This window comes from Paenibacillus lautus (assembly GCF_050482385.1).
Lineage (GTDB): Bacteria > Bacillota > Bacilli > Paenibacillales > Paenibacillaceae > Paenibacillus_AQ > Paenibacillus_AQ lautus_B.
The window spans coordinates 109,126-130,188 of record NZ_JBCNHV010000005.1; the positions used below are offsets into that span (position 1 = coordinate 109,126).

The 21,063-nt window shown below is 51.8% G+C and carries 16 protein-coding genes; 1 reads left to right on the forward strand and 15 read right to left on the reverse strand.

All coding sequences use genetic code 11. The features are described 5' to 3' along the window. Positions 1–93 precede the first annotated feature (93 nt). Entirely contained in the window at positions 94–1,080 is a 987-nt protein-coding gene (locus ABEW73_RS08175; RefSeq protein ID WP_430164967.1) for a DNA-3-methyladenine glycosylase family protein, read from the forward strand. 96 nt (positions 1,081–1,176) lie between these two features. Here ABEW73_RS08175 and ABEW73_RS08180 read toward each other — a convergent pair whose 3' ends face one another. The 15 genes from ABEW73_RS08180 to ABEW73_RS08250 all read right to left on the reverse strand — a co-directional run bounded on the left by ABEW73_RS08180 (position 1,177) and on the right by ABEW73_RS08250 (position 21,060). After that, the gene (locus tag ABEW73_RS08180) at positions 1,177–1,650 is read right to left on the reverse strand and encodes a DUF3574 domain-containing protein (protein WP_071220445.1); all 474 of its coding nucleotides are present in this window, start codon (positions 1,648–1,650) and stop codon (positions 1,177–1,179) included. A 225-nt stretch (positions 1,651–1,875) separates the two neighbouring features. Further along, positions 1,876–2,922 (reverse strand): hypothetical protein, encoded by a 1,047-nt coding sequence (locus tag ABEW73_RS08185; RefSeq protein WP_430164004.1) that lies wholly within the window; start codon positions 2,920–2,922, stop codon positions 1,876–1,878. Between the two features lie 39 nt (positions 2,923–2,961). Next, positions 2,962–3,690: an alpha/beta fold hydrolase gene (locus tag ABEW73_RS08190; RefSeq protein WP_430164007.1), complete on the reverse strand. Its 729-nt coding sequence runs from the start codon at positions 3,688–3,690 to the stop codon at positions 2,962–2,964. Positions 3,691–3,789: 99 nt separating this feature from the next. Continuing rightward, positions 3,790–4,746 carry an acetamidase/formamidase family protein gene (locus ABEW73_RS08195; protein ID WP_430164009.1) on the reverse strand — a complete coding sequence of 319 codons (957 nt, stop codon included), beginning with the start codon at positions 4,744–4,746 and terminating at the stop codon, positions 3,790–3,792. 329 nt (positions 4,747–5,075) lie between these two features. Continuing rightward, entirely contained in the window at positions 5,076–6,089 is a 1,014-nt protein-coding gene (locus ABEW73_RS08200) for a LacI family DNA-binding transcriptional regulator (protein WP_430164012.1), read from the reverse strand. Positions 6,090–6,190: 101 nt separating this feature from the next. Further along, on the reverse strand, positions 6,191–7,273 hold the full coding sequence (locus tag ABEW73_RS08205) for a glycoside hydrolase family 172 protein (RefSeq protein ID WP_430164015.1): 1,083 nt from the start codon (positions 7,271–7,273) through the stop codon (positions 6,191–6,193). Between the two features lie 14 nt (positions 7,274–7,287). Continuing rightward, positions 7,288–9,306 carry a hypothetical protein gene (locus ABEW73_RS08210; protein ID WP_430164018.1) on the reverse strand — a complete coding sequence of 673 codons (2,019 nt, stop codon included), beginning with the start codon at positions 9,304–9,306 and terminating at the stop codon, positions 7,288–7,290. Between the two features lie 41 nt (positions 9,307–9,347). Further along, positions 9,348–11,297 (reverse strand): DUF4185 domain-containing protein, encoded by a 1,950-nt coding sequence (locus ABEW73_RS08215; RefSeq protein ID WP_430164021.1) that lies wholly within the window; start codon positions 11,295–11,297, stop codon positions 9,348–9,350. A gap of 45 nt (positions 11,298–11,342) precedes the next feature. Then, entirely contained in the window at positions 11,343–13,583 is a 2,241-nt protein-coding gene (locus ABEW73_RS08220) for a DUF6259 domain-containing protein (RefSeq protein WP_430164024.1), read from the reverse strand. A gap of 31 nt (positions 13,584–13,614) precedes the next feature. Continuing rightward, a complete protein-coding gene (locus ABEW73_RS08225; protein WP_430164027.1) occupies positions 13,615–14,439 on the reverse strand; it encodes a carbohydrate ABC transporter permease in 825 nt (274 codons plus the stop codon). A 21-nt stretch (positions 14,440–14,460) separates the two neighbouring features. Next, entirely contained in the window at positions 14,461–15,348 is an 888-nt protein-coding gene (locus ABEW73_RS08230) for a carbohydrate ABC transporter permease (RefSeq protein WP_076321888.1), read from the reverse strand. A 92-nt stretch (positions 15,349–15,440) separates the two neighbouring features. Continuing rightward, complete coding sequence (locus tag ABEW73_RS08235) at positions 15,441–16,838, reverse strand: ABC transporter substrate-binding protein (RefSeq protein WP_430164030.1); 1,398 nt, start codon at positions 16,836–16,838, stop codon at positions 15,441–15,443. A 76-nt stretch (positions 16,839–16,914) separates the two neighbouring features. Beyond that, the gene (locus tag ABEW73_RS08240) at positions 16,915–18,030 is read right to left on the reverse strand and encodes a DUF4185 domain-containing protein (RefSeq protein ID WP_430164033.1); all 1,116 of its coding nucleotides are present in this window, start codon (positions 18,028–18,030) and stop codon (positions 16,915–16,917) included. 38 nt (positions 18,031–18,068) lie between these two features. Further along, the gene (locus ABEW73_RS08245) at positions 18,069–19,178 is read right to left on the reverse strand and encodes a glycoside hydrolase family 172 protein (RefSeq protein ID WP_430164035.1); all 1,110 of its coding nucleotides are present in this window, start codon (positions 19,176–19,178) and stop codon (positions 18,069–18,071) included. A gap of 205 nt (positions 19,179–19,383) precedes the next feature. Continuing rightward, on the reverse strand, positions 19,384–21,060 hold the full coding sequence (locus tag ABEW73_RS08250) for a ribulokinase (RefSeq protein ID WP_430164038.1): 1,677 nt from the start codon (positions 21,058–21,060) through the stop codon (positions 19,384–19,386). Positions 21,061–21,063 lie beyond the last annotated feature (3 nt).

Consider the following 21,063-nt stretch of genomic DNA (forward strand, 5'->3'; position numbering starts at 1 on the left):
CGCTTTTTGGAATAGAAGAGCAAGATAACAAAATTATACGGTCTGCATTTATGGTACAACTAGTATAGAAGAGTTCAGGTGCGAAAGGAAATGATGAAGATGCAGGAGCGAAACCAGATACATGACGATAAGCCCTATACTATGGAGAATCATCTCCCCCGGGACAGCTGGGAAGATCATGCCGAAGCCATAAGGCTTTTCGTACCGAAGGAGTTCAGTTTTACGGAGAACCTCAATTATTTGCAAAGATCGCCGAACGAATGTCTTTATCATATTCGGAATGACAGCATCTACCGTGCTATCCCGCTTGATGGTGACATCGCTGTGATTGAAGTCAGTGCGGAGCCTCAAGAACAGGCGATCCTTGTTCGGTTTTTGGGGAATACCGCCCCCTCCGATCCCTGCAAGCGGGCGGAAGTAGCGGGTTATGTTCGGGACTGGTTCGATCTGAATACCGATCTCGTACCGTTCTATACGATGGCGGAAGCAGATCCATTACTCAGTCAAGCCGTTCAATCCTTCTACGGGCTTCGCAATATGGGTATTCCCGATCTGTTCGAGGCTTTGTGCTGGGGCATTCTGGGGCAGCAAATTAACCTGGCCTATGCCTATACGTTAAAAAGACGTTTCGTTGAAGCCTTCGGCCGCCGCGTGGAGTGTGAAGGAGAGATTTATTGGATTTTTCCAAGACCTGAAGACATTGCACCGCTGCGTGTTGAAGACCTGGACGGGCTTCGGATGACCGTTAAAAAAGGCGAGTATCTTATCGGAGTGGCCCAGCTCATGGCAGAAGGGAAACTGACGAAGGAGCAGCTGCTAGAAGCAGGCAGCTTGAAACAAGCGGAGAAACAACTGGTCAGCATCCGCGGGATCGGACCATGGACAGCCAATTATGTGTTGATGCGCTGTTTACGAATGCCGGCGGCTTTTCCCATCGATGATGTGGGTCTGCACAATGCCATCAAACATCTGCTGGGCTTGGAGGTCAAACCGACGAAAAAGGAAATACTGGAGCTGTCGGCAGCATGGGCGAACTGGGAATCCTACGCCACCTTTTATCTGTGGAGGTTTCTCTATTAAAGTTCAAACATAATAAAGAGGACGTCTCCCTCTTCTGCCATCACTGACAGCAGGGAGACCTCCCCTATTTAGCAAAACCTTTGATCCGAGAATCAACTATTCGATGAAGTACAGTTTACCGTCAACCTCGAGTGAGATCGCGGATTGCGACAAATCGTCTTTAAGCTTCTTCGCATAGTCCACCACTTGATTAAGCGAATCCTTATCCAGCTTCTCGGCAAACGCGTACACGATCGTTACTTTTTCCTTGATGAGGGTTTTGTTATTGTCCACCCATGCCCCTTCACCCGGAATCGCCGTTGCCCCGCCAAACCAGCCGGACAGCTTTGTCAGTGTTTGGTCAACAAACTTCTGATGAGCTGCATCCGTAATCGGAATATCTCCCTTCACCGTTGAAGGCACGTAAATCTTAACGACATGATCCAAATGGAACTGATCGTTCAGAGCACTCTGTGTAATGGCGGTTGCCGTCGGATTGCCCTCTGCACTAAAAGACTGCTGAACCGGTACTACGATAAGTGTTAACAATAATGCCGCTGCAAAAGCGATAAGCCAACCTTTTCTCTTCATGTCCATTTCTCCTTTATGTATGGTCTCGTATCCCGTACAAGCATGGCATTTCAGTTGTCCAGTGCAACCTTCCTGCCATCCGCACGATACAAACTAGCACATATTATATACTGGCCTTTGCTTATCAGCTATGGGACATACGGATTATATTATGCGGAATCATGTAAAAAAGCCGATATTCCCGATAAACAAACTACGAGAATTCGACTTTTGATGATTACAGCGCTATTTTATCGATCCGATCCAGGATAAACTCTCCACCGAACGATGATCCATGCTGCCGTTCAAAATAGCTTGAACATCATGCAGCGTATCCTGTAAATGCACCCGCTCGCCAGGTAACCCGTTGTAAGCCTCGGCAACGTAAAAAGGCTGCGTAAGATAAGCCTCAAGCCGTTCTCCACGTTCATAAACCTCCGTCTCGGATGCCGGAATGGCCTGCAATCCTCGCACTTGAACCAGCGAACGCAGCTCGCGATAACGGCGCAGCAGCTTCTGGGCCCGCTGTTGGACCGATAAGTGAGCCTGATCCAGGTGAACGCCTTCCAATACGGAAGATGTAGAATATAACGGGTTCACGGCAGGAAACATATGTCTGGCCGCCAGATCGGCATCGAAATACCACAGCGTCTCCAGCGGACCGTAAGGCATGTCTTCATCAACAACCGCACCTTTAAGGTCCACAAGAAAAGTCGTGACCTGCCTCAAACCCTCTTGTTGAAGACGTTCCTGGAGGTCGTAGATTTTGCCGGTCAAGACATGCTCCCGGTCCGCTGCAAACATAATCTCTTTATCGGTATTTGCATTCGTCACAATGGAATAGGTTTCTTCTATTGAATTGGCAACCCGTTCTACATCATTCAGCATATCCTGCAGCTCGGGATATTCGCCTTCCGGCTTCAGCAGAATCGTCATATACCCTTCCTGCTTGAAGTGATGAAACAATTCACCGAGCAGCACCGGTTGGCCCATTCCGGGACGGGCGACCAGCCCGACGGTACCTCCTTTGGCCAAAGGAGCAAATAGATCAAGGGGCTTAATGCCCGTTTCGATCATCTCCACACTTTCCCCGCGCAGAATCAGTTCATCCAAACTGCATTTTGCCAGAGATGCCAATGCGGCAATGGTGCGGACTTCCGCCCGACCAACGGGAATTTTTCCTGTGCATAGGTTGGAGACCGTGGCCGGCCGTAATCCCACGGATTTGGCTGCGCTGGTCAGGTTCGGAACTCTTTGTCGTAACAGTGATACATTCAGCTTCAGATTGTCCAAGTGCGTACACCCTTTTTAGTGATAGATTGATGGTTCTGCCTAATCTCTTTTTAGAAAAGAGTCTGCGGTGCTGACAAACACATCCACATCCGGTTCAAAAATATTATGATCATGCTCCTCGAACGCCGCGATGCTTGCCTGAGGCAGCGACAGCTTATATTGTTCCACTGCTTCTAATGATAACCCGGGATGTGGTTTTACGCCACGGATAATAAGGACTGGGCATGTCAATCGGGTTAAGTCGTTCCACAATTCGACCTTAGCCGATTCCTGTTGCAGCGCCTGTAAAGCCGATGTTTTCATACGGTCGGACAGCTTCCTTCCTCTCCAAGGCGGTAGCGAAGCAAAGAATTCCACCCATCCCGCTGGCAGCTGGGTATGAACCGCGGGATAGTCTCCGATGATCAGGCCTTGAATGCGTTCCGGATTCTGAACCGCGTAGCCTAACTGATAGGACACCCCTCGGGAGTATCCCATGAGTACGAATTGCTCAAGTTCAAGATGACAAATAGCCGCATCAATGTCGCTGATATGGTCTTCGAGTGCATATCCCGAGACAGGCGAATCACTTCGTCCCCGGCCACGAAGCGTGATGACAACGATATGTCTGGGCGTCAGCTTTTCCATTATGGCGATGTAATCCTCAGCCGACTCGGACAGTCCCGGGATGATGACCAATGAGTTTTGTTCATTCCTAAGCTCCCGATGTACCTCCGTCACATGAATATATACCCCTTGGTTATTGACCATTGTCTCGTATAACTGCATACATTAGACCTCCTTAAAAATGGACATTTATTTATGAAGTTTGATTATAGAGTTATCTCCTTTTTTTCATCCGTCTGAGCCATCCCCCTTAACTTCCTTTCACCTCAACGCCCCAAAAGGTAAAAATGCGTGCACGCCCTTAAGGATGTTCACGATCTGGGTTACCCGCAGATCCACTGTTAAGGTGGCGTAGGCGTACGCCTCCGTTCTTGAAATAGAGTAAAGCTCGGTCATGAGATCAAGCATCCCGCTTAAGGCCATCCACATGGCTTCGTCCAGATCCTCGTGGAACCCCATCGTAAGCCACCCGGTACTCGTCTTGGCTCTGGGCATCGTTATGGGCATGTCGTCACGGACATGAAAAGTTAGACACACCTTATCCATGGGGCATTCCAGGGCGGGACCGCTAACTTCGCCGTCGCCCTGCGCCGCGTGTCCGTCCCCTGTTGAGAATAATCCGCCATCAACCGGGATTGGCAGAAACAACGTGCTTCCAGCCGTCAACTCTTTGCAATCAAGATTGCCTCCATATGGACGCGGCACAAAAGTCGTATGCTTGCCTTTTTCCTTCGGCGGCATGCCCATAACCCCCATAAACGGTTTCAGACCGATGCCGTACTTGAAATCTCCGAACTGACTTCTGCCTGTCATTGTCCTGGCATCCAATTCAAAATCCAGTGTCACTTCCTTGGCGTCGGCCATGCCCAGCTTCTCGTTCCAATAACTCGGAAAACCTCCAGCAGAGGTCCATCCCCACGATCCGGGAATAACTTCGTTGATCTGGATCTCCAATGTAAGCCCGGGTTCAGCCCCTTGAATATGGACGGGACCCATTAATGCATGCCCAAAATGCTCCTCCTGCCGCTCCGGCTTGCGCTCCGTAAACTTCGTTCTCGCCGCGCCCGGGGCACTGCGCTTCTCCAGTCCCCAACCCGCATCTAGGGTTTGATACACGACAGTATCCCCAGATTGAATATATAGCGCGGGCTCCAGTTCCCTGCTGAAAAATCCATGAAGCGTATGAATATCCGGTTGCAGCATATGAACCTGTGACATCCATCTTTCTCCCTTCAAAGCCATAATCAGAGTGGCCATTCCATGTCTCATATTCACTCTGTTACTTTATAGGGTATTTTAAATTACTCTTAGAGTCAATAATTAATTACTCCAAAACGCAAAAATAATTACTCTCAATACATTCTGTTGCTCAATTCCGATCAATACTAAAGGGTCGTTGCAGCACAAAAAACCGTCCGCTGCTTCACTACGAGGGACGGTTCATCACTATGTTCAGTTAAATTTCATATCAGCTAATGATTGAGCGTTCATTGGAATGGTTACCGTTATTTTGCGCATGGCCATTCTCATTGCACTCTATTCTTTCTTCAAATCCTTACACTGGAATCCCGCACGACCATCTGCGGCATCAATTTCACGGCCCGCTCTTCCCTCGGAATTCCCAACATGCGATCCATCAGGATTTGTGCTGCCTTTCGGCCGATTTCCTCCTGCTGCAAGGCAACGGACGTCAGCTTGGGATATACGCGGGAGGCAAGGTCCAGATTATCCATGCCCACAACGGCAACGTCATGGGGAATGCGCAGACCGGCTTCCTCGCAGGCCTTCATGACCCCGATCGCCATTAAATCGTTCGCGGCAACAATGCCCTCCGGATGGTCGGGCCCTTCCAGCCACGCCTTCGCCATTGCATAACCGCCGCTTTCGGTGTAATCGGATTCGGCGATAAAACGCGGGATCAAGGGTATTCCCGCATTCAGCATGGCATCCCGATACCCGCAGAACCGCTCGTGGCCGGTCTGCTCGCTCAGATTGCCGCCGAGATAGGCGATGCTGCGCAGGCCTTGACGGATCAGATGCTCCGTGCTTTGCTTGATCCCGTCATATGTGTCCACATACACATAGTCGAAGCGGTCATTCCCTTCCGGCGAGACATATTTATTCGTGAGCACGACCGGTGCTTGCAGTGCATTGATGGCCCCGATATTCTCTTCACCGAAATGAAAGGACACCATGATCATGCCGTCGGCCACATTTTCCCGCAGGGTCTGAATCGCCTTCATCTCCTCCTGGAACCTGTGCTTGGTGTAGAACAGAATCATCAGGTAATCATGCTCTTCCAGCACCTGATTGATTCCGTTGATCATATCGAAGTAGAAAGGGTTGCATATATCTGGCACGGCAAAAATGATTTTGTTGGTTTGTCTCATTTTCAGCATTTTCGCTGCATGATCGGGCGCATAGTTCATTTCTTTGGCAGCTTCCAGAATTTTGCTCTTCGTCATGGGACTGCAGTAACCTCGTCCCGACAAGGCTCTGGACACCGTAGAAGGGGATACGCCTACCCGTTCAGCAATCGTATAAATCGTATGTTTGTCCATCCTATCCTCCATTAACAGCCATGGAAACGCCATATGCTCCCGCAAAAGGCTCCATGGATTCACACTATCACCTTACCGCCAGGTAAGCAATAGCTGCTCCTTTATATAACCTCCCGCTCATCATTATCCGGAAGCTCCGGGAATGGCGCATGGGGCTCGGCCTGATACCAGAACGCCGTCGATGCAATATCGCTCTGCTGCGGAAGATATCTTCCTCCGGACCTCCAGCCGAGATCCTGAATGGTCACGCGAAGATCGCTTTGAAAGCGGATTGGATCCATGACATGCCATCGATACATGCCAAAACGCTGCTGACTTCGATACAAACCGTCCGGCTTCAGCACTTGGTGCATCCCCAGATATGGCGTCGAGTAGGTTCGATAGGTACCAATCGGCTGCTCCCAATTCCAGGCTCCGCCAAAATAATCTTCCGTTCCCGTACCGCATAGGGTCGGATAATCCTGATCCCCGTCCATATAGAACTTGATCTCGCCTTCGCCCCACCAGCCGTTATTATTCACCTGCCAAGCGAGGTAAGTCCCTACATAGTGCCCGTGTCCAGTTACCCCATCCAGAATGGTGTAAACCTCTTTATAAGGAACGGGATTCGTTCTCCGCCACTGCGCGTGAAAATAAGCCTCATCTTCCGGGATGTCCGTCAGCGTATAGTCAATTTGATAGTAAAGGACTGCCTTTTCCGGCGCACGGTTCTCCATCGTCAATCGGGCATGCTTGCGGAAAGGCATCTGCCAGTAGCTGTTCATGCCGCCGGCCGGATTCACGGCAACCGGAATCGAGTTGACATCGCTGCGCTCCCCCCATCCGTTACAGAACAAATCACCGACGGGTACCTCAACCGAAGGGGCCTGCTCATCGTCCCAATACATACGGATAATCAGATTACGCCACAGCGTCGGATGGCAGGTAAGCCAGATATGCTGAATCGCCCCGGGACCCTGAATGTCACCCATCGTAAACGTTTCTCCCGATAAAATCTCCACGGAAGGAGAGACCTTCCAGCCCACGCCCAAGTCCCTGGAAGCCGCTGCGCCCGTGCCGTCGGTGGCCATGCCGCCCTTTCCTTTGTCACCGGTAAAATTCTCCGCGCTGATGGATCTTGTCTGCGCATTGGACAGCCGTGATAAATTTCCGAGGTGCATGTTGAGCCCATTAAAGTTCGTCAACTGTTATCGCTCCTTTAGTATGTGATATCGTATCCGTACCGTTCTTTCAACGTTTGGCCCAGGTGATCCTTAATCCGCAGGTAAGCTTCAGCGGCCGCGCCGTTCCCCCAATCGAAGATGGTGAATGTCCCCATGCCTCGTCCCTCCTCGTCCACAACACCATCATGACCGTAATTCTCCATCATGAAGCCGTAATCCTTCTCGTTAAAGAAAGGATACGCCCGCTCCCACTGCTGTTTTGTTTTTTCATTCTGGGGACAATACATCATGACGAACGAGGCCTGCAAAGCGGCGATCCCGCGCTCAATATATTCGGGCAGATCCAGTTCCATCCCATATTGTAGGATCAACTCGGCAAACAAGCTTTGCCGCGCATCATTCCACTCCCCATCACAGTTCATGACGCCGAATCCGCCCAATACGTCAACATACAGGTAGGGAGGCTGCCAGGAAGCCTGCGTCATCAGCATTTCATCCAGCACACTTTGGCCAACGTTCAAATAGGCAGGATTGCCGCTCATTTTATACATATGGTATAACGCTTCCGCCGTCCAAAACATGGAGAAATTGCACTGCTTGAACATGTTATTCCTAGCCACCTTGTTGCCTGGAAGCTCTTCACGACCATAACCGCAGCAGGACCAATAGGTCTCGAAATCCTCCCACCTGCCGGTCGGCACGATCTCCTTCATCACAACCTCCAGCGCCCGCTGTGCCGCTTCCTTGTATTTGGAATCCGGGCGCAATTCATGCAGCTTCAGCAACAAAGTGACGGATAGCGAAATTTCCGGGGACTCTCGAAGAATATCCAGCGGCGCTAACGTATCCTGATTGAGCCAGGCCGGAAAATAGCCTTTCGCGTCTTGGAGGGGCACAAGCGCATCTGCATAGCGCACGGCATATTCCAGCAGCCTTGGATCCGGCTCTAGCTCATCAAACCAGCGAAGCATGAGCAGCGCCGTCCAGCTCATATCCAGCACGTGATAAGGGGCATCCGCAATCGAACCCCATGGATCAGCCGGATTGCGATTGGAATTTCCCCAGAAGGCAGACGCCCAGTTCCCGGAACGGTTAACCTCCTGTCCATCTACCACTACCCGCTTCATCTCCGTTGCAATGACGGCGGGAAAGAACCCGCCGCGCTGCGGAGCAGCGAGAGCAAGCTCTTTCATGAGCAGAGCTTTCCGAACTAACTCCGAATCGCCTTGTGCCCGGCCGTAACGACAGATGCCTTGTGCCGAGCGAAGGGAGCTGAACCATGCCTGATTCCAGACGGATCGGCTCTCCCGCTCGTTTGGCACGCCCGGATAATTCGGGCTTTGACTCACATCGGCAATGAATACCGCAGCCCCTACGTTCCGTCCGTCCCATTCGAACTCCTGCCATACCGTGTCTTTCCAGTGACGAAAAGCCCACTCATAGGCATGCCTTACATAGTGGTCAAGATGGACCTCTTCATAGATACTGTGACGGAATTGCGTATGCCCCCACCTGTCCCATAAAAACTGCAGTACCAGCCGCCAGGGATTGAATACGGCTTGATCAGCCTCCACCATTTTAAGAAAGAAGCCGATTCGTATCGTTCCTGGCGGGTATGAAGCCCCATTCACCTTCTCAAACAGCACATGCTCGCTCACCCGAGTTCGGCTCATTCCCAAGACAAGCAGGTTATTAGGAGCATCCAGGTCCATGTACCAACGAGCGTCCGCATCCTTCGTGATCAGATCCAGATCCGGTATGAGCATGAGCGTCCTTGTATCGTCATGAACGATGAGCACAGGCGAACGAAAGCAGTGTTGGTCCATCACATGCCGGGATGTCGGTGTTACATGAGGCGCCCAGTGAAAATGAGGCAGGAATGCCGGCTCCAAGCGCATCTGCCAGTCATCCTGTTGAATCTCCTGCTCCAGCTCGAAGGTCAGTATGCAATGAATCGTGTCTTCATCCAGCTGATGCAAGCTAAGCTCTGGAGCCGTATGCCCTATATTGTCGTAATCCCACCGTTTCACAAAAGAATCCGGTAATCGTATCATTGATGTCTCCCTTCTTCCGGTTTCTCGGCATCATTTCATCATTAATTCTTAACCACGCTGAAATCGTCAACCTGAATCCACATATCCGAAGTTGCCCACATCCCGGCGTATATCTCCAGACTATGATGCTGGCCCGAGTTGAAGCGAACCGTCTTCAGGGTATATCCGGGAATTTGCTGAAATGCAGTTTCATTCAGCACCGGACCTCCGCCAAGCTGCCTTACGCCGAAATATCCATCGTTATGGTTGTCTGAGGTACGGATCCATGCCGATAATGTGTAATCGGTATCCGGCTCGACAAAAATCTCCTGCTTGATTGCATTCCAACCGCTGCTTGCCCTTGCATATCCGTTGTTTGCTCCAGTGTGTGCAAATCCAAGATTGCGGTCTACCCCGGCCGTTCCGTTCGAATACCAGGGCGATGTCAGGCTGGAAGAGGATTGCGATTCAAAACCGGCATGACCCACGAGATTCGAATCCCTCACCAGCGACACATCATCAACCTGAAGCCAGGTGTCCCCGCTCGCCCACAATCCCGTATACAATTCCACAACGGATCGGTTCCCGGAGTTAAAGGTCACCGTCAGTTCCGTGTAATCAGGCAATTGGGCAAAAGCGGTTTCCTTAACGACGGCACCATCTACAGGCTCCCTTATCCCGAAGTAACCTTCCGTATTGTTGCTCGATGTACGAACCCAGCCTTTCAGCGTGTAATTGGTGTACGGCTGCACCACGACCCGCTGCTTGATCGCGTTCCATCCGCTGCCATTGCGTACATAGCCATTATTCTCACCGGTTCGGGCATTTCCGAGCTTGCGGTCCAAGCCGCCCTCGCCCGTAACATACCATGGAGCCATGACCGGCGTTTTTATCTGCGTTTCGAAGCCTGGGTCCGAGATGAGATTGTCGCCGAGCATGTCAGGGGCCAGCGTGGTCTTCATTAGATGAGTATTGTAATCCGGGTACCAGGTCGACATGATAAAATACATCTCAGGCCCGTTATTGGACAGCGGATGCATATACGCATTGTACTGACCAAGGCCCGTAAAATCTCCAGGCACCAGAATTTTTTCCCCGCTCCATGGGCCGATCGGCGTTGCCGCATCCCGCATGACGATCGCCTGCCGGTCTTCGTTCAGATAGGTCATGATATACCGTTTGAAGTGGGCGTTGTAAGCAACGGACATCTCGCCCGCCACACCGATCGCCACTGGCCGGGCCGCAGCCTGTGCGGCCGACCAGCCGTTACCGTCCCAATAACGATAATCCCCGATATTCAGCAGCGCATTCTCCGATACCCGGGCAAGATATACATCCTCGAAGCGGCCATTTGGCGTAGCATACATATAGACGAATCCGCTGTCCTTAAGGAATGCCGCCATTTGAAAAGGATTGTTCCAGGTTGACGTGTTGTTGTACCAGCGAGCGGACGGACTCTTGGTCCAGTTCTGCCCGTTGTCATCCGAGTAAGCGATGCCGGAGTAATTCGTATACCATCGGCCGGCTGGTCCCCAGTGGTTGACGGACATATAATGGATATAATGCCTGTTGCCGACGGTTACGCCCGCCGTCGGAATGACCGTCATTTCATCATTGTTGATTTTTTTGGAGGGGAGAATTTCCTTGGCCTGGCCTGGCCTGCTCTGAATCATTGTGGAGAAGGTAAGTCCATCCTCCAGATTCGTATCTGATGAGATCGCCAGCAAATTGCTCCGGTTCCAGTTGCCTGCCGTATCGTTCGTATCGCCGAAAGCAATGAAAAATTCGCCACCTCCCTTATCCCACACGATGCCCAAATCCGTCCCGCCGACATTGTAGTTTACGTGGGTTTGATTCGGATTCGGCATGGTCTCTCCGACAGGCGTTGCACCCGTTACCCGGGCGATCATCTTCGTGCCTTCCGGCGTCAGCGCTTCGGCGCTGCCTGCCCACGCGGAAGCGAATATTATGGACACGGCGAGAACACCTGTCGTCATCTTTTTCATAAACATCACGGACACCCTCCTTCACACATCGGCCTCAAGCAGCGGTGCTATTTATGTTCTCGAATACATGGCTATGTCAAATTCCAGCATTGCCATGCTTCGGGGCGGAAGCGTTAGCAAGCGCTGAGCATCTTGCTGTGGAGCGCAATTAACGGCCTGCTCACCCGCTAGCGTGAACAGCCGTCCGTTCACTGCTGTTTTCCCGTAGTCTTCCGGACGAAAATCTACACGAATCGTTTGCTCCTCTTCAGTCACATTCGCAAAGAATAAGCCAACATCTCCTTGCTCATTCTGCCATGCCGCGTGTATGACGGAGTCAGTCAAAAGTTCCCCCTCATTGTTATACTCCGGTGTTCCCTTACCATGGTTATAATGAAACCATTTCATGGAAGTCTGAGGGCTGTCGAAGGAGAGCGGCCGAAGCATGGTCCCATATGACCAATACGCCTTCGCTGCTCCGGTCCGTAGTCGTGCATACAGGGCCAAGTAATCTGCCCTGTTCGTGGAGAAGGCATACCCGCGCGGATCAAACGAATAGTAATGCTCCTCCGCCTTATTTTCGTTGCCGTCCAGTACCTCCATCGGGCTGTATTCGTAATTCAGTTCGTACAATCCGCCCCAGAGGTACGTGCGTGCCACCGTAAAATAGTACAGCTCCCCGATCTCCTCCGTCAGCTTGCCCCAGCCATCTAGTCTCAGCGCGCCGTACTCATGATATACGTACGTGAACATCGGGATCAGGCGGGCCTCGCCTGACTTAAGCAGTTCCCGGATCGGCCAGCCTTCAAGCGGCGCTGCGGGCTGCCCTCCGGCCCGCGCCTGATAATAGTCGATCAGATCCAGCATCGTTTCATTGATCATCTCGGTGCCCATGGGGATATAACGGCCTGCAGTTTCGCACATAGCCGCCTTCGTATCCGCATAGTTCCGCCGGTAGGCATCCTCTATCATGATGCCGGCTCCAACCGGATGACCATGACTTTCATCCATGCAGATTTTCAGAATGTTGTTGGCGGAGATGTCATAATAAATCGCATCGACATCATCACTCTGCTGCAGCGCCGTATCCCGTTTCACATGAAAGTCATGAGTATACGGATGTGCCGGACAGAGGAACGGGAAGCGGTACGCATCCACGCTTTTTTTCAGATCGGGAAATTTCTGCGCGGCTTCCCTGCCAAGTGCGCCGTCCGCTCCGTCAAAATGATACAAGTAATCGAACTCGAAAGGAGCGAAGCGGTGGCCCAGCTTTCGGATCAGAGCGATGTTCTCTGGGTTGAAGCGGGTCGGAAACCAATCGTCGTATCCCCCAGGCACGCCGCTGCCAAACGTTTGCGGCCGGTGCGTCCAGTCTGGGCCCAGGATGTGAAACATCGGCGTTCCGATGCTTTCATGGTATTTCTGAATCCATGCAGTCCGATCCGATCCCGCATTGATCCCAAAGGTAGCTGCCCCCATATCCTCATGCAGCCATTGACTCCCCTCCTTCGCAGCCCTGCCCGCAAGCTTGCCGCGTGAACACCATTTCTGCTGTACGGCCCAACTCTTGTATCGATCAGCAGCTTCGTACCACCCGGTTCCTAACAGAAGCGACAGCTGCACCGGGTAATGAGGCTGAATCCCTTTACCGGAACCCATATCACTGCAGCCATGGATCATCGAAGCTTCCAGCATGCCGTTTCCGTTCTTGAAGAAATTAAGCCACTTCGGATGGCCTTCGCCGTCCAGGGCCGCGAAATACAGCCCGCCCCTGTCCTTGCCATAATAGGCAAAGAACTGCATCGTCGCCCCTGAGAAGCTTTCCGGGTACGGCATGAAACGAAAACTGATCCCATTCATTTCAAACACCTTCATCGGGTCGTTGACCTCAAATCCGGTAGCAAAGGGGTGAGCAATATAATCCTCCTCCCCATGCTCCGTAATCGTGGTCAAATTCGGGATAATCGGATATTCCAGACTAAGCAATCTGCAATCCGAGTTGTTTTCAGCGTCGCATCGAAATTCAATACCGTCCCCCTCCGCCGAGAGTGTCAAGGAAGAGGTTACGATCATGCCTTCCTGCGTGTGCCAGCTTAGTCGAACTTGATCCTGCCCGGATGCCGTCTTGTTCCTGTCCCAATCGAATCGCTGAAAGGAACTGCTGAAGCCCGCGTCTGTCTCAAGGCGAAAGGGATCCGTAATGCCCGCAACCGCGATATAATCGATCCCTCTTAAGTTATCGCGAACAGCTTGAATCGTACCGTCCGTCTCGCTGAGTTCAAGCCGGATGAGTCTGTTCTCAAGAATAATCATGCTTCACCTCCACCTGTATGGCTTAGATCGTTTATTTTAATCCGGAGATTTTGATTCCTGATATGATGTGCTTCTGGAAGAAGAGGAACAGGATAATGGTCGGCAGACAGGAAAGCGCCGATCCGGCCATCAACATGCCCATTTCCGTTGCACGCTCGGAACGGAAGGTGTACAAGTACTGCATAATCTGAAACAGCTCCGGATTGGTAATCGTCATCGTCGGCCATACGAAGGAGTTCCAATAGGCTAAATAGGAGCCAATGCCCACAATGACAAAGACCGGGAACGACATTGGAATGAAAATATGCGTAAAAATCTTGATCCTGCCCGCTCCATCGATCAGTGCCGCCTCTTCCAGCGCCATTGGAATATTCAGATAGAATTGGCGGATGAAGAACATATGTCCCGCGGAAGCAATCCCGGGCAATACGAGCACCGCAAGGGTGTCGAGCATGCCCATCTCATTCACCACGATAAAGGAGGTCAGCAGGATCGCCATGCCGGGAATGAACATGGTGATGATGACGTAAACCCACAGAAATGTCTTGAACCGGAATTCCAGCCTGGAGAAGACGTAAGCCGCAGTAGCGTTAACGGCCAAGCTTAGCAATGCAAAAAGAACGGCGCCCCCGAATGTAACCAGCATCGTTTGAATGAAGGCCGAATCGCCCAGAATGTCCATGTAATTCTGAACCATCCATTTCTTCGGGAAGAATCGGAACGGAGTGGCAAGCACCTCCGCTTTGTCTTTGAACCCGGCAAGGATGACCCACAGCAGCGGGAACAGAGCCATAATGGTCACCAGGCCGGTCAAGAGTGTCATCAATGTTTTTTGAAGTCCGTTGAACGTTTTCATCTTGTTATCCTCCTGTCTTCCCTAACCGTCGATCGCTTTTTCCGAATTCAACACTCTGAAGATGATGGCCGAGATACTGCCCAGGACCACAAACAACAGCAGCGATGCCGCGATCGAGTTGCCGACCATGACGTCGTTGCGGAAATGGTTCAAGATGTACAGGTTCGGCGTTGTGGTCTCGCTAAGCGGTCCGCCGCCCGTCATCACGAGGGACAGCTCGAACTGTGAGATTTGCGCCGTAAATCCGGTTACGAGCAGATACAGGATCACATTGCGCATGAGCGGAATCGTGATATACCACATCCGAACAAAGGTGCCCGCTCCTTCCAGTTCCGCAGCCTCATAGTAGCTTTTCGGAATATCGTGGAGACCTGCCAGCATGATCAGCGTTGTGAGGCCGAAGCCCAGCCATACGGCAGGGGCTGCGATGCTGGGCAGTGCCGTAGCTACTTCGGCAAGCCACGCTTTCGGCTCGTATCCGAACAGTCCGATGATGTAGTTGGCCAAGCCGCCTGCATAATCGAAGATAAAGACGAAGATGACCGATGCCACGATCCCGGAAATGATGGTTGGGATGTACACGGAGGTCTTCACAACGCTTGCAAAGCCGGAGCCCAGGTTCTTAATGATGTTGGCGAACAGAAATGAGAGAATCAGCATTGTCGGAACGACCATAAGGGCAAACTTGAGCCCTACCCAAATGGACTGGAGAAAGAGGTCATCGGTCAGCACCATATAGAAGTTCTGTAAGCCCACAAAGGTGGAATCCTGGTAGAAGCTCCAATTATAGAAGCTCACGCGCAGGGCATAGAAGAAAGGTATGATGACAAAGATCGTCAGCAGGATGACGATGGGTGCGAGAAGCAAATAAGCCACCCCATTGTCCTGCCGGTAATTTTTCTTAAACATGTAGAGTCACCACCATGACCTAAGGATGAGGCAGCCATCCGAAATCGGATATCCGTATCTGAAGGGATGATCCCCGGGTGGCCGCTAAAGCGCTAATTTTTCGGATTTGTGCCGGCAAGATTGTTCTTGGATATGAAATCGTTAATATCCTTTTCCGCTTTCTCCAGCGCCTTATCCACCGGCGTTCCTTTCATGGCGGACTCAATGGAAGTGGAGAGTGCGAAGCTGATATCCCATGGATAGATCGGTTCAGCCTGGGAGTAAGGAATGATCTGCTCAGAGACCAGCGCACGCCAATTATCCTTGGATGCATCCGGATCGGATTTCATCGCTTCGTCCACCGATTTACGCGGGGAGAACTTGGAGAATTGGGACGTCTTGAAAAAGTCGATCATGATGTTCGGATCCCCGGCGAGGAGATAAGAGATGAAATCTGCCGATTCTTGCGCATGCTTGGATTTGCCGTCTACCGCGAGCGACCAGCCGCCAAGCGTTGCCGTCGGTTTCGTCAAATCGCCGTCCAACGATGCCATCGGTGCAATCCCCACTTTATCCACCAAATCCTTATAGGTGTTGCGAAGCTGCCCCATCGCCCAGGAACCGCAAATCTGGATGGCAATCTTGCCCTCGCCGAAAGGCTTGATATCCGCATACCCGGCCAGAGCCTGCTTCGGCATGACGCCAGATTGGTAAGCTTTCTGGTAAAAATTCAAAAGTGCCTTGTAGCCGTCATTGTTTACGTCTGCTTTGGACCAGTCCTCCGTAACCGCAAGATGTCCTGCTGCATTATACTGCAGCCCCCAGCTCGACCAGCCCAAATCCGGAGCGGTTTGTGCGATCGATAATCCGAACACGCCTTTCTTGGTCAGCTTCTGAGCTGCATCCAGAAGCTCATCCCACGACTTTGGCGGCTGATTCGGATCAAGCCCGGCCTCCTGGAACAAATCCTTCCGATAGAACATGACGGCAGAAGGTTCGACCAGCTTTGGATAAGCGTAGTACTTACCGTTAACGGATACAAATTCCTTCATGTTGTCGTACAAATCATCGAATACTGCCGGATTCATCAAATCGTTCAGTGCCGTCAGCTGTCCTGTCTTCGCGGCATTAGCCACGTTTCCGTAGTTGATCGTTCGGATATCCGGCGCTTTCCCCGCGGCTTGAGCCGCTTTCATTTTTTGATCCCAAGCGTCGCCCGGAACGATCGTCAGTTTCACTTCCACATTATTCTGAGATTTGTTGTACTCGCCGACCCATTTTTTGAACCACTCATCGGTCGTTTCCTCGAATTTTTGCGCCCAGAAGTTGATTACAATTTTATCGCCGCTGCCACCACCGTTGTTTGCGCTTTCATTTTCCGGTGAATTGCTTGATGCTCCGCCTGCCGGGCCGCCGGATCGTCCGCCACAGCCTGTAACGAGCAGCGCCAGTACCATAAGTGTGGAGAACAAAACTTTCCAGGATTTAAAACTGATGTTTGTTTTCTGCACCATGAACCCTCCTTATAATGGATCAACCTATTTAAACGCGATTCGCATTTAAACCGAACATTCGTTGAATCCGTTGTCATTTTTCCAGAGAAGCTTTATACCAAAAGACGTTGTACGGATCCCACAAAGATAGCGTGAAATAAATCGTTCGCCCGTCATTCTCGGTATACCGATCATTCATATAGGGACCATACAGTCCTGGATAATCCTCGGCTCGGACCAAATCCAGAGGCTCGCCCCACGGCCCCCACGGCGTCATCCCTTCACGTATGACAACACCCTGGCCTTCCTTCAGATATGTCATCAGCCAACGTTCCAGATAAGAGTTCCATACAACAGAAAGCTCGCCGACCGTGTCATCCACTACATTCTGGGCATCTTTCTTATCGGTACTCCATCTGGGATTACCATCATCGTCCAGACCACTATAGTACTCGTACTCGGACAGATTCTCGATGTTCTCTTCTCCCACCTTCATGAGCTGAACGCCGCCATAGCGTCCGGCTGGAATACCCCAGAAATAAATGTCCGTCCCGCCTGCTTCATTCTTTACCTTATAGGGACTGACCTGAATGAAATTGCTGTCCCCCGGCCAACGCAGTTGATCCTGGAGCTCCCACGTCTCACCGTTATCAACCGATTTGGCCACGCTGCTGTAGTTGGCGTCCCACTTCCCGGGATCTCCCCAATGATTGACCGACATGTAGTACACATACAATGCACCACCTGCCGCAATGCCATGAGTCGGAATTTTGGTCATTTCTTCATAATCGATTTTGACGGAGGGCAGCAGCTCCTTGGCTGTACCGAATTCATCCGTCACCATGTTTTCAAACGTGATGCCGTCAGCCGGTTCCATATCCGTGGTATAGGCCATCGTATTGGAGCGCCAGTAGCTGCCCCCTCCGCCTATCTGATCTGGCGCCCGTTCGCCGAACGTATCCCCGAACACGAAGTAGGTTCGTTCCCCATCGTTCATCATAGAACCGAGATCGGTACCGTACACCGCGTATTGATCGGTACGATTGGGGGATTGTTCGCCCGTCAATTGCGAAATTTGTTCCAGGCCGGTAATGCCTGTTAATATAAAGCCCTTGTCTGCTCCATCTAGCTGGGGATTCACCTTGCTGCCGCTCGTGCAGCCGCAAAGCAGCACGAGTAGGCCGGCGAGCAAGGCCGATTTCAATTTCAAGCTCATCTCCCCTTTCGATTCACTATTCCACCCCTGTATTAAGGGTTGGAGTGGCCGAATATTTGCTTCATGCTATCATCGTTAAGCGGCTTGATATCCGGCAGGGGCATTCTCTTATCCACCTTAGGCAGCGCCGGGAAAGGACGATGAGGTTCAGCCTGATACCAGTACGCCGTAGAGGAAACATCGTCGCTCCGATGATTGTTATGTCCGTGCTCGATCGTTACCTTAATGCTGCTCTCGAACATGATCGGGTCGAGGATATGATACCGGTACGTGGAGATTTTGCCGCTCCAGTTCGGTCCCCCTCCCAGAATAATGCCATGATAGGGCGTGCACACTTCCTGCTGCGGACACCAGGCCGTGTTGAAGTAATCCTCCATCCCCGTTCCGTGCAAGGTCGGAGGCCATGGCTCCCCATCGATGAAGATCATGTCGTCCCCTTCGCCGTACCAGTTCCACTCCCGCGTATCGCGCAGGTTATGGACATTGAAGTTGCAGCCGATGTAATGACCTTTCCCCACCGCGTCCAGGATGACATAGTTCCCGTCTCCGGTCGTATTCTTGCCGCCGAATTCATAGAAGGCGTAATCCACTCTGTTATCCGGTATCCCGTCCGTCGGATTTTCCCGATGCCACTGGGCATGAAATCTAAGCTCCTCCTCAGGCAGCTTATCGTATGATTCGTAATTCACATAGAAATAGAATTTGATCGGATGGTCCGCCTCGCTCTCAATCGTAATACGGGCTCCATCCGCAAAAGGCATCCGGAAAAAGCTGTTGAATGCCTTGCCGTCCTCGGGACTCATCATCAATGCCGCTGACGTATAGTTTTTGGTGAGCCCATGCCCCATTCCGAAAAAATCACCGATCGGCGCTTCCACGCTGGGCTCCGTCTCCTGGTCCCAGTACATGCGTAGAACGATTTTACGCGGTAGATACAATTCCTCAGCAGGCGCGTCAGTCGCCATCGTCATCCAGATGTGGGTGATGACGCCCGCGCCTGGAATGTTGCAAATTTCGGTCCGGTCGCCAGGGTTGATGGAGAAGTAATCTTTATTGCCTCCCGAACGGTCGTAGCTGGATTCCCGTTTACTTTTCCCGTTGCGAGTAAGGCTGAGTGAAGATAATGCTGAATGATTGTTCATGGATGGTTCGCTCCTTTTAGATTGGTGGATAAAGGTTATATAAGTATTTCTAGAACTCGTTTCCCAAAATGTGACATCGATTGCAGAATTGATGGTGATGGAATGCAGGGCCCTTCCAGAACCTGCATTCCCAGTTTATGAGTCCAACGCCGCCAGGCGATATTTCGTTGTGACCTCGCGTTTATTCAGGCTTTCATTCACACATTCATTCCGGTGATTTACCGCTTCTTAATGCCTTCAAGCGTTTCAGCACCCCGTTTTCGCCTCTGCCCAAATAATCATGAAGGCCTTTATATTCCTTGTACAATTGATCATACACTCGCACATTGGCCTCAATCGGCTTAAAGGTCTCTTTCCGAACACGGGCTATTGCTTCCGCAGCCTCAACGATACTCCCAAAGCCACCTTGCTCTTTGCCTGCCGCCACGGCACCGAACATGGCTGCACCAAAAGCGGCCGTCTGGATTGTATCCGCTACTTTGATTTCTTTGCCGGTAACGTCAGCATAGATTTGCATCAGCAAACGGTTTCGCTGCGGCAATCCGCCGCAAGCATAGAGCTCCTGGACTTCTACGCCGCTTACAGTAAAAGCATCGATAATCGCCCGCGTTCCAAACGCAGTGGCCTCCAGCAGCGCCCGGTATATTTCCGCAGGCTTGGTTTGCAGGGTCAAGCCGAGCATTACGCCGCTAAGATCGGCATCCATCAGTACAGAGCGGCTTCCGTTCCACCAATCGAGTGCCAGTAGTCCGCTTTGGCCAGGCGCATACCGGGCCGCTTCCTTCTCAAGCCACTCATGAATGCCAAGCCGCTCTTCGGATGCTTTGCGACGAACATATTCCGGCACAGCCTCTTCCACATACCACGCGAAGATGTCGCCTACGGCCGATTGCCCGGCTTCATACCCGTAATAACCGGGAATGATCCCGTCCTCGACGACGCCGCAAATGCCTTCGCCCGTCACTTCCTTGTCGCTTAAAATCAAGTGACAAGTAGAGGTTCCCATCGCAAGCACCAGCTTGCCAGGGGTTACCACACTAACGGCCGGCACCATGGCATGGGCATCGATGATGGCTACGGCGACCGCGGTGCCCGGCAGAAGCCCGGTCATGGCTGCCATAGATTCGGTTAATCCGCCCGCTTTCGAGCCCAAGGGCTTGATCGGGCCTCTCAGCTTCGTCTCCACGAGGTCACCAAACCTCGGATCAAGCGACTTCAGGAACTCCTTGGACGGGTATCCCTCCCGTTTATGCCAATTGGCTTTGTAGCCTGAGGTGCAGCTGCTCCGCGCGAGCTGACCGGTCAATTGCATGACCACCCAATCGGCAGCCTCCATGAACAATACAGCCTGCTCATAGATCTCCGGAGCTTCATTCAGAATCTGTAAAGACTTCGCAAGCATCCACTCCGAGGAAAGCTTACCTCCATAGCGAGCAAGAAATTTCTCACCCCGCCGTATTGCGGCTTCATTAATCAGGTTCGCTTCATCCTGTGCCGCGTGGTGCTTCCACAGCTTTACCCAGCTATGCGGGTTGTCTCTCCACTCCTCCAGCATGCACAGCGGAGTTCCCCCGGCATCCAGCGGCATCATTGTACACGCTGTAAAATCGACGCCGATCCCTATGACTTGATCAGGTGATACGTTAGCCTCCGACAACACACGCGGGATGGATTGCTGAAGGACTTCCATGTAGTCCCCCGGATGCTGCAGCGCCCAATCCTGCTCCAGCTTCAAGTCCGAGTGGACCAGCGCCTCGTCCATAACTCCGTGCGTGTATGGCGTTACATGCGTCGCGACTTCTTGCCCTGTATTGATATCAACGAGCAAAGCCCTGCCCGATTCGGTACCGAAATCCACGCCAATAGTGTATAACTGCTTCATTTC

What these genes read in the sequence shown, in the direction of transcription:
- ABEW73_RS08175 (WP_430164967.1), top strand. Translation starts at nt 94, where the DNA reads ATGAAGATGCAGGAGCGAAACCAGATACATGACGATAAGCCCTATACT.
- ABEW73_RS08180 (WP_071220445.1), bottom strand. Translation starts at nt 1,650, where the DNA reads ATGAAGAGAAAAGGTTGGCTTATCGCTTTTGCAGCGGCATTATTGTTA.
- ABEW73_RS08190 (WP_430164007.1), bottom strand. Translation starts at nt 3,690, where the DNA reads ATGCAGTTATACGAGACAATGGTCAATAACCAAGGGGTATATATTCAT.
- ABEW73_RS08195 (WP_430164009.1), bottom strand. Translation starts at nt 4,746, where the DNA reads ATGTCACAGGTTCATATGCTGCAACCGGATATTCATACGCTTCATGGA.
- ABEW73_RS08200 (WP_430164012.1), bottom strand. Translation starts at nt 6,089, where the DNA reads ATGGACAAACATACGATTTATACGATTGCTGAACGGGTAGGCGTATCC.
- ABEW73_RS08210 (WP_430164018.1), bottom strand. Translation starts at nt 9,306, where the DNA reads ATGATACGATTACCGGATTCTTTTGTGAAACGGTGGGATTACGACAAT.
- ABEW73_RS08215 (WP_430164021.1), bottom strand. Translation starts at nt 11,297, where the DNA reads ATGTTTATGAAAAAGATGACGACAGGTGTTCTCGCCGTGTCCATAATA.
- ABEW73_RS08220 (WP_430164024.1), bottom strand. Translation starts at nt 13,583, where the DNA reads ATGATTATTCTTGAGAACAGACTCATCCGGCTTGAACTCAGCGAGACG.
- ABEW73_RS08225 (WP_430164027.1), bottom strand. Translation starts at nt 14,439, where the DNA reads ATGAAAACGTTCAACGGACTTCAAAAAACATTGATGACACTCTTGACC.
- ABEW73_RS08230 (WP_076321888.1), bottom strand. Translation starts at nt 15,348, where the DNA reads ATGTTTAAGAAAAATTACCGGCAGGACAATGGGGTGGCTTATTTGCTT.
- ABEW73_RS08245 (WP_430164035.1), bottom strand. Translation starts at nt 19,178, where the DNA reads ATGAACAATCATTCAGCATTATCTTCACTCAGCCTTACTCGCAACGGG.
- ABEW73_RS08250 (WP_430164038.1), bottom strand. Translation starts at nt 21,060, where the DNA reads ATGAAGCAGTTATACACTATTGGCGTGGATTTCGGTACCGAATCGGGC.